11 protein-coding genes, 2 tRNA genes and 3 rRNA genes are annotated in these 13,849 nt (G+C 50.7%); 5 read left to right on the top strand and 11 right to left on the bottom strand.

What is annotated here, in order from left to right:
• Positions 1-69 precede the first annotated feature (69 nt).
• The 3 genes from HV314_RS02250 to HV314_RS02240 are packed head-to-tail and all read left to right on the top strand — an operon-like array spanning position 70 to position 3,130.
• Positions 70-1,251, top strand: coding sequence for an amino acid ABC transporter permease (locus tag HV314_RS02250; protein WP_049268878.1), 1,182 nt, complete (start codon positions 70-72; stop codon positions 1,249-1,251).
• 9 nt (positions 1,252-1,260) lie between these two features.
• A complete protein-coding gene (locus HV314_RS02245; protein ID WP_181548084.1) occupies positions 1,261-2,364 on the top strand; it encodes an amino acid ABC transporter permease in 1,104 nt (367 codons plus the stop codon).
• 7 nt (positions 2,365-2,371) lie between these two features.
• On the top strand, positions 2,372-3,130 hold the full coding sequence (locus HV314_RS02240) for an amino acid ABC transporter ATP-binding protein (protein WP_016154732.1): 759 nt from the start codon (positions 2,372-2,374) through the stop codon (positions 3,128-3,130).
• An 85-nt stretch (positions 3,131-3,215) separates the two neighbouring features.
• Here HV314_RS02240 and rrf read toward each other — a convergent pair.
• The 5 genes from rrf to HV314_RS02215 all read right to left on the bottom strand — a co-directional run bounded on the left by rrf (position 3,216) and on the right by HV314_RS02215 (position 8,418).
• A 5S ribosomal RNA gene (rrf, locus tag HV314_RS02235) occupies positions 3,216-3,331 on the bottom strand.
• A gap of 98 nt (positions 3,332-3,429) precedes the next feature.
• Positions 3,430-6,336, bottom strand: a 23S ribosomal RNA gene (locus HV314_RS02230).
• A 208-nt stretch (positions 6,337-6,544) separates the two neighbouring features.
• Positions 6,545-6,620 (bottom strand) — tRNA-Ala (locus HV314_RS02225).
• A 108-nt stretch (positions 6,621-6,728) separates the two neighbouring features.
• A tRNA-Ile gene (locus tag HV314_RS02220) sits at positions 6,729-6,805 on the bottom strand.
• Positions 6,806-6,876: 71 nt separating this feature from the next.
• Positions 6,877-8,418 (bottom strand): 16S ribosomal RNA (locus HV314_RS02215).
• Together the 16S, 23S and 5S rRNA genes with 2 tRNA genes alongside form the textbook arrangement of a ribosomal RNA operon.
• 469 nt (positions 8,419-8,887) lie before the next feature.
• On the opposite strand from HV314_RS02215, the gene HV314_RS02210 reads away from it, so the two are divergent.
• Entirely contained in the window at positions 8,888-9,442 is a 555-nt protein-coding gene (locus HV314_RS02210) for a gamma carbonic anhydrase family protein (protein WP_181547229.1), read from the top strand.
• Here HV314_RS02210 and HV314_RS02205 read toward each other — a convergent pair.
• Genes HV314_RS02205 through dprA form a run of 6 tightly spaced genes read right to left on the bottom strand, consistent with a single transcriptional unit; the run spans position 9,418 to position 13,210 of the window.
• Complete coding sequence (locus HV314_RS02205; protein ID WP_181547227.1) at positions 9,418-9,675, bottom strand: DUF1488 domain-containing protein; 258 nt, start codon at positions 9,673-9,675, stop codon at positions 9,418-9,420. The genes HV314_RS02210 and HV314_RS02205 overlap by 25 nt on opposite strands.
• Positions 9,672-10,493, bottom strand: coding sequence for a shikimate dehydrogenase (gene aroE / locus HV314_RS02200; RefSeq protein WP_047358920.1), 822 nt, complete (start codon positions 10,491-10,493; stop codon positions 9,672-9,674). Before aroE ends, HV314_RS02205 begins: the two co-directional genes overlap by 4 nt.
• Before the next feature lies 1 nt (position 10,494).
• Positions 10,495-11,067 (bottom strand): L-threonylcarbamoyladenylate synthase type 1 TsaC, encoded by a 573-nt coding sequence (tsaC, locus tag HV314_RS02195; RefSeq protein WP_043018532.1) that lies wholly within the window; start codon positions 11,065-11,067, stop codon positions 10,495-10,497.
• Positions 11,068-11,071: 4 nt separating this feature from the next.
• A complete protein-coding gene (locus tag HV314_RS02190; protein ID WP_016154737.1) occupies positions 11,072-11,614 on the bottom strand; it encodes a DNA topoisomerase family protein in 543 nt (180 codons plus the stop codon).
• Between the two features lie 26 nt (positions 11,615-11,640).
• Positions 11,641-12,114, bottom strand: a complete 474-nt coding sequence (gene smg, locus HV314_RS02185) for a DUF494 family protein Smg (RefSeq protein ID WP_003031162.1) — start codon at positions 12,112-12,114, stop codon at positions 11,641-11,643.
• Positions 12,086-13,210, bottom strand: a complete 1,125-nt coding sequence (dprA, locus tag HV314_RS02180) for a DNA-protecting protein DprA (protein ID WP_181547225.1) — start codon at positions 13,208-13,210, stop codon at positions 12,086-12,088. Before dprA ends, smg begins: the two co-directional genes overlap by 29 nt.
• Before the next feature lie 129 nt (positions 13,211-13,339).
• Here dprA and def point away from each other — a divergent pair, with 129 nt between their 5' ends.
• Positions 13,340-13,849 (top strand): peptide deformylase, encoded by a 510-nt coding sequence (gene def, locus HV314_RS02175; protein ID WP_003031159.1) that lies wholly within the window; start codon positions 13,340-13,342, stop codon positions 13,847-13,849.

Genomic DNA, 13,849 nt, shown 5'->3' with positions numbered 1-13,849 from the left:
TACGTAGTGATGTAACGGGCGCCGCGACTGCGGCGCTCAGTCCAGAGTCATAGTTACCGAGGTTTTCTTATGTTCCATCGCCGCTCAATCGTAAAAGGATCGTTATCCTTTTCTAACCCTGCGGTCCGCGCCTGGTTATTTCAAATACTTGCCGTCATTGCAGTCATCAGCATTGCGGTCTATCTCATCCATAACACGATAAATAACCTGAATAATAGCGGTATTACCTCGGGATTCTCTTTTCTCGATCGCAGCGCCGGATTTGGTATTGTCCAGCATCTGATCGATTACGAGCAAGGCGATACGTATGGCCGTGTTTTTATCGTTGGCCTGCTCAATACGCTATTGGTTTCTGCACTGTGCATTGTTTTCGCATCAATTCTCGGTTTCTTTCTCGGACTGGCACGCCTGTCAGATAACTGGTTATTACGAAAGCTCTCGACGATCTACATCGAAACGTTCCGTAATATACCGCCGCTGCTGCAGATCTTCTTTTGGTATTTCGCCGTATTACGTAACCTGCCCGGCCCACGTCAGGCCGTTAACGCGCTGGACTTGATGTTTCTGAGTAACCGGGGGCTCTATATTCCGGCACCGCAAATAGGAGAAGGATTTTTTGCCTTTTGCGGCGCTGTAATTATCACTATCGTCGTCACTATCGGGCTATTTCGCTACAACAGAATGCACCAGACTAAAACCGGTCAGCTACGCCGGACCTGGCCCACGGCTCTGGCGCTGATCGTGCTTTTACCGATGATCTCACAGTGGCTGTTTGGCGCAGCGCTTCACTGGGATATCCCCGCCCTTCGCGGTTTTAACTTCCGTGGCGGTATGGTGCTTATTCCCGAACTGGCTGCCCTGACGCTGGCGCTTTCAGTGTATACCTCGGCGTTTATTGCAGAAATTATTCGAGCGGGAATCCAGGCCGTTCCTTATGGCCAACATGAAGCAGCACGCTCGCTGGGTCTACCAAATCCGGTGACACTGCGCCAGGTGATCATCCCACAGGCGCTGCGCGTCATCATTCCCCCATTAACCAGCCAGTATCTGAATATCGTCAAAAACTCCTCACTTGCAGCCGCCATTGGCTACCCGGATATGGTTTCATTGTTTGCCGGCACGGTACTCAATCAAACAGGGCAAGCCATTGAAACTATTGCCATCACGATGTCGGTGTACCTGATCATCAGCCTGAGCATTTCTCTGCTGATGAATATTTATAACCGCCGTATTGCACTGATTGAGCGCTAAGGAGCCATGATGACAAAAGCACTGCTGTCTCACCCCTCGCGTCAGAACAGTAACCCGGCAAGCCGCAGTCTACTCTGGATGCGTAAAAACCTGTTCTCCAGTTGGTCAAATAGCCTGCTCACGCTGCTGTGCATTTGGCTGATTTGGTCATTTCTTCCGCCACTGCTGAACTGGGTATTCTTTCAGGCCAACTGGGTCGGTTCAACCCGCGCAGACTGCACCAAAGCAGGGGCTTGCTGGGTGTTCATTCATGAACGCTTTGGGCAATTCATGTATGGACTTTATCCCCACGATCAGCGCTGGCGCGTAAATCTGGCCCTGATCATTGGCCTGGCCTCTATCGTCCCTATGTTCTGGAAATCTATTCCCCACCGTGGCCGCTATATCGCCGTCTGGGCCGTCGTTTATCCCGTGGTGGTCTGGTGGTTGATGTACGGTGGTTTTTTCGGACTTGAGCGCGTAGAAACCCGACAGTGGGGCGGATTAACACTGACGCTTATCATTGCATCCGTGGGGATTGCGGGCGCGCTTCCGTGGGGTATTTTACTGGCGCTTGGACGCCGGTCTCATATGCCAGTCGTGCGGATTTTATCCGTCATTTTCATTGAGTTCTGGCGCGGTGTGCCGTTGATTACCGTCCTTTTTATGTCCTCGGTCATGCTTCCTCTGTTTATGTCCGAAGGGACCAGTATCGACAAACTTATCCGGGCGCTGGTCGGCGTGATTCTTTTCCAGTCGGCGTATGTCGCAGAAGTGGTTCGCGGAGGGTTACAGGCCCTACCAAAAGGTCAGTATGAAGCCGCTGAATCACTGGCGTTAGGGTACTGGAAAACGCAAGGGCTGGTCATTCTTCCGCAAGCCCTCAAGCTGGTTATTCCGGGTCTGGTTAACACGATTATCGCCCTGTTTAAGGATACCAGTCTGGTCATCATCATCGGCCTGTTTGATCTCTTCAGTAGCGTGCAGCAGGCAACTGTGGACCCTTCATGGTTGGGTATGTCGACGGAAGGATATGTTTTCGCTGCACTGATTTACTGGATCTTCTGTTTTAGCATGTCGCGTTACAGCCAACATCTGGAAAAAATTTTTAACACCGAGCGTACACCGCACTGAGGAATTTATGAGCCAATTATTAATGCCGTCTACCGACGCGATGATTACGCTGGAAAACGTCAACAAATGGTACGGACAGTTTCACGTCCTGAAAAACATCAACCTGAAGGTAAAGCAAGGAGAACGCATCGTATTATGCGGACCTTCCGGTTCGGGTAAATCGACAACTATCCGCTGTATCAACCATCTGGAAGAGCATCAGCAAGGACGTATTGTAGTGGATGGGATCGAACTCAATGAAGATATCCGCAATATTGAGCGTGTCAGACAAGAAGTTGGCATGGTTTTTCAGCACTTTAATCTCTTTCCTCATTTGACGGTCCTGCAAAACTGCACGCTGGCACCAATCTGGGTACAAAAGATGCCGAAAAAAGAGGCTGAAGCTCTGGCAATGCACTACCTTGAGCGAGTTCGCATTGCTGAACATGCGCATAAATATCCTGGGCAAATCTCTGGTGGGCAGCAACAGCGCGTGGCCATTGCACGCTCGCTGTGCATGAAACCTAAAATTATGTTATTCGATGAACCCACATCAGCGTTGGATCCTGAAATGGTAAAAGAAGTGCTTGATACCATGATAGGTCTGGCACAATCAGGCATGACCATGCTGTGTGTTACCCATGAAATGGGCTTTGCCCGTACAGTGGCCGACCGGGTGATCTTTATGGATCTTGGCGAGATTGTTGAACAGGCAGCACCGGATGAGTTTTTTGCTCACCCCAAATCTGAACGCACGCGTGCGTTTTTGTCGCAGGTTATCCATTAAAGCCATGCGCCGGATACAGCACTGTCGTTTAACAGATAAAACAAAAGGCCCAGTCGAAAGACTGGGCCTTTTGTTTTTATTTGATGTCTGGCAGTTCCCTACTCTCGCATGGGGAGACCCCACACTACCATCGGCGCTACGGCGTTTCACTTCTGAGTTCGGCATGGGGTCAGGTGGGACCACCGCGCTACAGCCGCCAGGCAAATTCTGTTTATCAACACACCTCTCGGGTCTGTCGATGTAATCTGTAATCAAGCTGAATTTCGATGTCTCATCCGCCAAAACATCTTCGGCGTTGTAAGGTTAAGCCTCACGGTTCATTAGTATCGGTTAGCTCAACGTATCGCTACGCTTACACACCCGACCTATCAACGTCGTCGTCTTCAACGTTCCTTCAGGACCCTTAAAGGGTCAGGGAGAACTCATCTCGGGGCAAGTTTCGTGCTTAGATGCTTTCAGCACTTATCTCTTCCGCATTTAGCTACCGGGCAATGCCATTGGCATGACAACCCGAACACCAGTGATGCGTCCACTCCGGTCCTCTCGTACTAGGAGCAGCCCCCCTCAATTCTCCAGCGCCCACGGCAGATAGGGACCGAACTGTCTCACGACGTTCTAAACCCAGCTCGCGTACCACTTTAAATGGCGAACAGCCATACCCTTGGGACCTACTTCAGCCCCAGGATGTGATGAGCCGACATCGAGGTGCCAAACACCGCCGTCGATATGAACTCTTGGGCGGTATCAGCCTGTTATCCCCGGAGTACCTTTTATCCGTTGAGCGATGGCCCTTCCATTCAGAACCACCGGATCACTAAGACCTGCTTTCGCACCTGCTCGAGCCGTCACTCTCGCAGTCAAGCTAGCTTATGCCTTTGCACTAACCTCCTGATGTCCGACCAGGATTAGCTAACCTTCGTGCTCCTCCGTTACTCTTTAGGAGGAGACCGCCCCAGTCAAACTACCCACCAGACACTGTCCGCAACCCGGATTACGGGTCTACGTTAGAACACCAGCCATTAAAGGGTGGTATTTCAAGGTTGGCTCCATGCAGACTGGCGTCCACACTTCAAAGCCTCCCACCTATCCTACACATCAAGGACCAGTGTTCAGTGTCAAGCTATAGTAAAGGTTCACGGGGTCTTTCCGTCTTGCCGCGGGTACACTGCATCTTCACAGCGAGTTCAATTTCACTGAGTCTCGGGTGGAGACAGCCTGGCCATCATTACGCCATTCGTGCAGGTCGGAACTTACCCGACAAGGAATTTCGCTACCTTAGGACCGTTATAGTTACGGCCGCCGTTTACCGGGGCTTCGATCAAGAGCTTCTCCTTACGGATAACCCCATCAATTAACCTTCCGGCACCGGGCAGGCGTCACACCGTATACGTCCACTTTCGTGTTTGCACAGTGCTGTGTTTTTAATAAACAGTTGCAGCCAGCTGGTATCTTCGACTGATTTCAGCTCCATGAGTAAATCACTTCACCTACATATCAGCGTGCCTTCTCCCGAAGTTACGGCACCATTTTGCCTAGTTCCTTCACCCGAGTTCTCTCAAGCGCCTTGGTATTCTCTACCTGACCACCTGTGTCGGTTTGGGGTACGATTTTGTGTTACCTGATGCTTAGAGGCTTTTCCTGGAAGCAGGGCATTTGTTACTTCAGCACCGTAGTGCCTCGTCATCACACCTCAGCGTTAACAAGACTCCGGATTTACCTGGAATCTCCGCCTACATGCTTAAACCGGGACAACCGTCGCCCGGCTAACATAGCCTTCTCCGTCCCCCCTTCGCAGTAACACCAAGTACAGGAATATTAACCTGTTTCCCATCGACTACGCCTTTCGGCCTCGCCTTAGGGGTCGACTCACCCTGCCCCGATTAACGTTGGACAGGAACCCTTGGTCTTCCGGCGTGCGGGTTTTTCACCCGCATTATCGTTACTTATGTCAGCATTCGCACTTCTGATACCTCCAGCATGCCTCACAGCACACCTTCAACGGCTTACAGAACGCTCCCCTACCCAACAACACATAGTGTCGCTGCCGCAGCTTCGGTGCATGGTTTAGCCCCGTTACATCTTCCGCGCAGGCCGACTCGACCAGTGAGCTATTACGCTTTCTTTAAATGATGGCTGCTTCTAAGCCAACATCCTGGCTGTCTGTGCCTTCCCACATCGTTTCCCACTTAACCATGACTTTGGGACCTTAGCTGGCGGTCTGGGTTGTTTCCCTCTTCACGACGGACGTTAGCACCCGCCGTGTGTCTCCCGTGATAACATTCTTCGGTATTCGCAGTTTGCATCGGGTTGGTAAGTCGGGATGACCCCCTAGCCGAAACAGTGCTCTACCCCCGAAGATGAATTCACGAGGCGCTACCTAAATAGCTTTCGGGGAGAACCAGCTATCTCCCGGTTTGATTGGCCTTTCACCCCCAGCCACAAGTCATCCGCTAATTTTTCAACATTAGTCGGTTCGGTCCTCCAGTTAGTGTTACCCAACCTTCAACCTGCCCATGGCTAGATCACCGGGTTTCGGGTCTATACCCTGCAACTTAACGCCCAGTTAAGACTCGGTTTCCCTTCGGCTCCCCTATTCGGTTAACCTTGCTACAGAATATAAGTCGCTGACCCATTATACAAAAGGTACGCAGTCACCCCATAAAGAGGCTCCCACTGCTTGTACGTACACGGTTTCAGGTTCTTTTTCACTCCCCTCGCCGGGGTTCTTTTCGCCTTTCCCTCACGGTACTGGTTCACTATCGGTCAGTCAGGAGTATTTAGCCTTGGAGGATGGTCCCCCCATATTCAGACAGGATACCACGTGTCCCGCCCTACTCTTCGAGTTCACAACACATGCACTTTTGTGTACGGGGCTGTCACCCTGTATCGCCGGACTTTCCAGACCGTTCCACTACCACACATGCTGATTCAGACTCTGGGCTGCTCCCCGTTCGCTCGCCGCTACTGGGGGAATCTCGGTTGATTTCTTTTCCTCGGGGTACTTAGATGTTTCAGTTCCCCCGGTTCGCTTCATTACGCTATGTATTCACGTAATGATAGTGTGACGAATCACACTGGGTTTCCCCATTCGGAAATCGCCGGTTATAACGGTTCATATCACCTTACCGACGCTTATCGCAGATTAGCACGTCCTTCATCGCCTCTGACTGCCAGGGCATCCACCGTGTACGCTTAGTCGCTTAACCTCACAACCCGAAGATGTTTCGTAAAACACTTCAGTGTTGCGAAAATTTGAGAGACTCGAACACACCGCTTTTCATTTCTTGTTTACGGAGAAATGAAACAGTGTGTCGTTTCAATTTTCAGCTTGATCCAGATTTTTAAAGAGCAAAACTTCGCAGTGAACCTTTTCAGGTACACTCTGAAGTTTTCTTGTGTTTTTGCAGTAAAGGATGGTGGAGCTATGCGGGATCGAACCGCAGACCTCCTGCGTGCAAGGCAGGCGCTCTCCCAGCTGAGCTATAACCCCATCGTAAATGCTAATCTCTGTACCCTAATTCGTTTCCGGGCAAGGCGCGGTGGTGCGAAGCATACTGAAGTATGCGAGCATCGCCGTAACACAGCACGGATGCGAATTTGGTAGGCCTGAGTGGACTTGAACCACCGACCTCACCCTTATCAGGGGTGCGCTCTAACCACCTGAGCTACAAGCCTGCAGAGATTTTCTTACTGCTAATTTTCATCAGACAATCTGTGTGAGCACTACAAAGAACGTTTCTTTAAGGTAAGGAGGTGATCCAACCGCAGGTTCCCCTACGGTTACCTTGTTACGACTTCACCCCAGTCATGAATCACAAAGTGGTAAGCGCCCTCCCGAAGGTTAAGCTACCTACTTCTTTTGCAACCCACTCCCATGGTGTGACGGGCGGTGTGTACAAGGCCCGGGAACGTATTCACCGTGGCATTCTGATCCACGATTACTAGCGATTCCGACTTCATGGAGTCGAGTTGCAGACTCCAATCCGGACTACGACATACTTTATGAGGTCCGCTTGCTCTCGCGAGGTCGCTTCTCTTTGTATATGCCATTGTAGCACGTGTGTAGCCCTACTCGTAAGGGCCATGATGACTTGACGTCATCCCCACCTTCCTCCAGTTTATCACTGGCAGTCTCCTTTGAGTTCCCGACCGAATCGCTGGCAACAAAGGATAAGGGTTGCGCTCGTTGCGGGACTTAACCCAACATTTCACAACACGAGCTGACGACAGCCATGCAGCACCTGTCTCACGGTTCCCGAAGGCACCAAGGCATCTCTGCCAAGTTCCGTGGATGTCAAGAGTAGGTAAGGTTCTTCGCGTTGCATCGAATTAAACCACATGCTCCACCGCTTGTGCGGGCCCCCGTCAATTCATTTGAGTTTTAACCTTGCGGCCGTACTCCCCAGGCGGTCGACTTAACGCGTTAGCTCCGGAAGCCACGCCTCAAGGGCACAACCTCCAAGTCGACATCGTTTACGGCGTGGACTACCAGGGTATCTAATCCTGTTTGCTCCCCACGCTTTCGCACCTGAGCGTCAGTCTTTGTCCAGGGGGCCGCCTTCGCCACCGGTATTCCTCCAGATCTCTACGCATTTCACCGCTACACCTGGAATTCTACCCCCCTCTACAAGACTCTAGCCTGCCAGTTTCGGATGCAGTTCCCAGGTTGAGCCCGGGGATTTCACATCCGACTTGACAGACCGCCTGCGTGCGCTTTACGCCCAGTAATTCCGATTAACGCTTGCACCCTCCGTATTACCGCGGCTGCTGGCACGGAGTTAGCCGGTGCTTCTTCTGCGAGTAACGTCAATTGCTGCGGTTATTAACCACAACACCTTCCTCCTCGCTGAAAGTACTTTACAACCCGAAGGCCTTCTTCATACACGCGGCATGGCTGCATCAGGCTTGCGCCCATTGTGCAATATTCCCCACTGCTGCCTCCCGTAGGAGTCTGGACCGTGTCTCAGTTCCAGTGTGGCTGGTCATCCTCTCAGACCAGCTAGGGATCGTCGCCTAGGTGAGCCGTTACCCCACCTACTAGCTAATCCCATCTGGGCACATCCGATGGCAAGAGGCCCGAAGGTCCCCCTCTTTGGTCTTGCGACGTTATGCGGTATTAGCTACCGTTTCCAGTAGTTATCCCCCTCCATCGGGCAGTTTCCCAGACATTACTCACCCGTCCGCCACTCGTCACCCAAGGAGCAAGCTCCTCTGTGCTACCGTTCGACTTGCATGTGTTAGGCCTGCCGCCAGCGTTCAATCTGAGCCATGATCAAACTCTTCAATTTAAGTTTGATGCTCGTGAATTAAACTTCGTAATGAATTACGTGTTCACTCAGAGACTTGGTATTCATTTTTCGTCTTGCGACGTTAAGAATCCGTATCTTCGAGTGCCCACACAGATTGTCTGATAAATTGTTAAAGAGCAGTTGCGACGCGCTTTAGCGCTCTGTCGCGAGGTGGCGTATATTACGCTTTCCTCTTTCAGAGTCAACCCTCATTTTCAGGTTTTTCTCTTCAACCGAACCGGCTGTTTGCGTGAAGTGATTCACATCCGCCGTGTCGATGGAGGCGCATTATAGGGATCCCATTTTTTAGCACAAGTATTTTTTGGATCTTTTTTGCTGAGTGCTTGTTTTTCACCCCTTTCGCTATATTCCTGCGCAATTTGGCTGATTTTTGATAGCTAAATCACTTGCACAGTCTCAATAATCCAACCAAAGTCTTCATTACTGCTCTATTTTCATTGAGGTAAACATGTCTGATGTATTACGTCCTTATAAGGATCTTTTCCCACAGATCGGAAAACGCGTGATGATCGACACCAGTAGCGTCGTCATTGGTGATACTCGTTTGGCTGATGACGTCGGGATTTGGCCGTTGGTTGCGATTCGTGGCGACGTCAACTATGTACAAATCGGCGCCCGTACAAACATTCAGGACGGCAGCGTTCTCCATGTCACACATAAATCCACATCTAATCCGCAAGGTAATCCATTGATCGTGGGTGATGATGTGACGGTCGGTCATAAAGTCATGCTACACGGCTGCATCATTGGCAACCGCGTATTGGTCGGTATGGGATCAATTTTACTGGACGGCGTAGTGGTAGAAGACGACGTTATGATTGGGGCAGGAAGCCTGGTGCCGCAAAACAAACGCCTGGAGAGTGGATATCTGTACCTGGGTAGCCCGGTTAAACAAATCCGTCCATTAAGTGACGAAGAGAAAGCAGGCTTAAAATACTCTGCTAACAACTACGTTAAATGGAAAGATGAGTATTTAAATCAGAGTAACCAAACCCAACCCTGAGAGTCTTCCTGCTGGTCCTGGATCAATGCTTCGGCCTCTTCTTCCAGGTCCCAGCGATGCTGTTGAAAGATTTCCAGCCATTGTTCAGGCGTGCAGCCGCCAAAGCGGGACGCCAACGTCTCCCCTGATATAGCGCATGTTAACTGCATACCATGGACCAACGCAGGGAAAACAACGACGCTAATATCCGTCCGCCATTCTTCTCGATCGGGAAACTGGATCGCCTGATTCATACCGACATTTCCTGTTGCATGCTTTTGATGACGGGCTCAATCTGTGGCAATACACCATGCCAGAGTAAAACGGCGTGCGCTGCTTGTCCCACCAGCATCCCCAGACCATCGGCATACTGTTTCGCCCCATGTTCAGCACACCAGGAAAGGAACGGTGTATTCCCTTGCTGATAAAACATGTCATAGCAATAGACAGATGAGTGAATAAGCGATGTCGGAATGGCTGGTACCTCACCGCTAATTCCGCTGGATGTCGCATTAATAATTAAATCAAAACTGTAATTATCAAGCTCGTCCATTCCCACCGCCTGCACGCTGCCGGTATGGGAGAAGATTTGTGCCAGTTCTTCTGCGCGCGAAGCAGTACGGTTAACGATGGTTACCGCACAATCCAGAGAAAGAAGAGGTAATAAAACCCCACGGGATGCGCCACCGGCACCAATCAACAGAACTCGTGATCCGGGGCGAATGAAAGATAAACGTTCAAGATCGCTTAATAAGCCGATACCATCCGTGTTATCTCCCAGTAAACGCCCATCCTCAAGTCGTTTAAGAGTATTGACCGCTCCAGCAAGCGATGCCCGCTCCGTTAATTCATCGGCACGCGCAAACGCCTCTTCCTTAAAAGGCACAGTGACATTTGCCCCCTTCCCGCCCTCAGCAAAAAAGGCATTCAGCGCATTCACAAAATCATTGATAGGTGCCAGTACACGTCCATAGGAATGATCAATTTTCAACTGCTCTGCAAATTGCTGATGAATAAAGGGCGATTTACTGTGCGCTATCGGATTACCAAAAACAGCATAGGCTTCTTTCATATTACCCCTGTCGAAACTGTTCACCGGTCAGAGCATCACGGATCTCCGAAGGATTCAAACGCCCTCCGGTCTCCCCTTCAACTACGGGAAAGTCTGTACCAAACTGCGCGCGGACTTCCTCTACCGTTCTGCAAGGCGGTAAGCCACTCAAATTAGCACTGGTGGAGACTAACGGTTTGCCATAAGCCTGGCACAATGCAACCACCAGCGGATGATCGGTGACTCGCACGGCCAGCGAGTCAAAACGACCGGTCAGCCAACGGGGCGTAGTCGCAGGCGCAGGGAAAACGAAGGTGACAGGACCAGGCCAGCGAGCGAACACAGCCTCACGTTGAGCATCTGTAAGCGTGCTATCGTCAATATAGGGCTTAAGCTGGTCAAAATTAGCCGCAATCAAAATTAAGCCTTTATCGACTGGGCGTTGTTTTAGCTCCAACAGACGGGTAACAGCCGTTTCGCTGTCGGGATCGCAGCCGACACCAAATACAGCTTCTGTTGGATAGGCGATGACTTTTTCTTGTTTCAGAACCGCTATCGCAGCAGCAATAGGGCCTGTGGGCAGGTTATTATTCACTATTTTATTCCGCCGAGAACGGCTTTCCACATTGTTTACTGGCACAGAAATGCTTCACACCCTGCGCGGTTTTCTTTTCGATGAGTAGCGGATAATGGCACTCAGGACACTCTCCGGCTAACGGTTTGAAGTTAATGACAAACTGGCACTCCGGATAGCGATCGCAGGAGTAAAATGTTTTGCCATAACGGGAACGCCGCTGGACCAGGTGGCCAGTCTGGCATTGAGGACAGACTATTGCTGTTTCATCTGGCTTGTCGATAAGTTCGGTGTGTTCACACGTTGGATAATCGCTGCATCCAATAAACATCCCGAATCTTCCCTGTCTCAGCACCAGCTCGGCGCCACATGCAGGACAAAGCTTACCCTCCAGAACTTTGACAATATGTCCGTCCGCGGAAGATTTCAACGGACGGATGTAATCGCATTCTGGATAGTGTGAACAACCGAGAAACGGACCGTGTTTCCCGGAACGAATAACCAGTTCAGCCCCGCATTGTGGGCAGGGCTCGTTTTTACGCACCGTAAACAGTGCTGATTTAGCCATAACAACTCATACTGAATGAAGATTGATTAATGCAGCATACCTTCATTCACTTCAAAGAGTAATTCTTCCATTTGCTGATAGGCATTTTCACAACCTGGAATATTGAAAAGCACCATCAGGATCACCCACTTCAGGTCTTCCAGATCGAACTCTGCCGTATCCAGCGCGAGTACGCGCTCAATGACCATTTCTCGTGTTTCGAGGTTTAGCACCTGAATCTGTTCCAGGAATAGCAGGAACCCTCTACAGCTTGCATCCAGTCGATCGCACTCTTCTGCGGTATAAATACGTATAGAAAGAGGATCAGATGCCAGCTGCATAGGTTCGGCAAGACCATCCTGATAATCAGCAAGCTTTTCCAGCCAAAGTAACGCGTTGTAGATGTCTTCACGATCAAAACCGGCGTCGGTAAGATCCCGTTCCAGTTTGTCCTGATCCACACGCAGCTCAGCTTCGTTATGGATATATGTCTCAAACAAATACATTAGTACGTCGAACATGGCATGCCCTCCTCAATCGGACATAGCCGCCGGGTACAGCTGCGATCCATCCTGCTAACTCCAGTTCGAGCAGTTGAGCCACTACCTCTGGCACAGGTTGGCCGGCACGTTCAGCGACGACGTCAACAGGTGTTACCTCATCTCCTACGTTAGCCAGGAGCTCCGGAAATGGCAATGCCACCTCTTCGTGATCTGGCGAATAAATTGATTTTTCAGGTTCATCTGGCAACCATTGCAGCCCATATTGCAAATTTTCCAGAATTTCTTCTGGGGCCGTCACAAGCGTGGCTCCCTGCTGAATAAGCCAATGTGGACCTTCACTTCCCGGACTCCCAATCGGTCCAGGCAACGCAAAAACCTCCCGCCCTTGTTCCAGTGCACAACGCGCAGTGACCAGTGACCCGCTACGCTGAGCAGCTTCTACAACCAGGACTCCTTTACTTAGACCACTAATAATGCGATTTCGTCGGGGAAAATTGCGCGGCAAAGGAAGCGTATCTAATGGGAACTCAGACACCAGTGCGCCTCCAGCCTCAATCAGTCGTTTAGCCAGACTGACATGCTGTCGTGGATGAATGGTCTCAAGCCCATTTCCCAGCACCGCAATACTCGTGCTTTCTCGGTTTATCGCAGCATTGTGCGCCACACCATCAATCCCCCGGGCCAGGCCGCTGGTGATCGTCACGCCGCATGCTGCCAGCTTTTCACAAAACAGCCGCCCCCAGCGTTCGCCATACCAGGAGTGCTGTCGGCTGCCGACGACGGCAACCTGAAACGAGCTAAGGCATATGGGATTTCCTGCCACAAAAAGCACCCCAGGATAATCCTCAATTGCACGGAGCTGTGCCGGATAATGCTCGCTGTCGGCAACCACAAAATGGTGATTGGGCTGTTCAAGCCAGCGCAGCGTTTTTTCCAGCGTCTGATCTGGAAAGGTTAAAAAGCGCCGAGCCTGGCGGGGGGAGAGCCCAGCATGATGAAGTACCACGTTGTTAATACATGGCTGAGTATTGAGCCAGTGGGCAACGCGCACCATCTCATCACCATACAGTTCATTCACTTGTGCTAAACGTAGCCAAATTTCGATTTTGGTCATCCCTGTTCCCCTGCCACAAGCAGTCCTGGCAATCTTTGCGATTGGTCACTGATGCTGTCAATCAGAGGGGGTTTTGTCTAGAATAGAGGTAATAATCTTTTCAACTCCTGAACACAACTCTGGATAACTATGTCAGTTTTGCAAGTGTTACATATTCCGGACGAGCGCCTTCGCAAAGTCGCAAAACCGGTCGAAGAAGTGAATGCAGAAATTCAGCGTATCGTTGATGATATGTTCGAGACGATGTACGCCGAAGAAGGTATCGGTCTGGCAGCAACTCAGGTCGATATTCATCAGCGCATCATTGTTATTGATGTCTCTGAAAATCGCGACGAGCAGTTGGTACTCATTAACCCAGAGCTGCTGGAAAAAGACGGCGAAACAGGTATTGAAGAAGGCTGCCTGTCTATTCCCGAACAGCGTGCGTTAGTACCGCGCGCAGAGAAAGTAAAAATTCGTGCGCTCGATCGCAACGGCAAATCTTTTGAACTGGAAGCCGATGGCCTGCTGGCTATCTGCATTCAACATGAAATGGATCACCTGGTCGGTAAACTGTTTATCGATTATCTGTCTCCGTTGAAGCAACAACGCATTCGTCAGAAAGTTGAAAAACTCGACCGCCTGAACGCCCGAGCTTAA

Source organism: Citrobacter sp. RHBSTW-00887 (assembly GCF_013728095.1).
Classification (GTDB): domain Bacteria; phylum Pseudomonadota; class Gammaproteobacteria; order Enterobacterales; family Enterobacteriaceae; genus Citrobacter; species Citrobacter braakii.
Note: the sequence above shows the minus strand (reverse complement) of the source record. Positions and strands in the feature narration are given on the sequence as shown.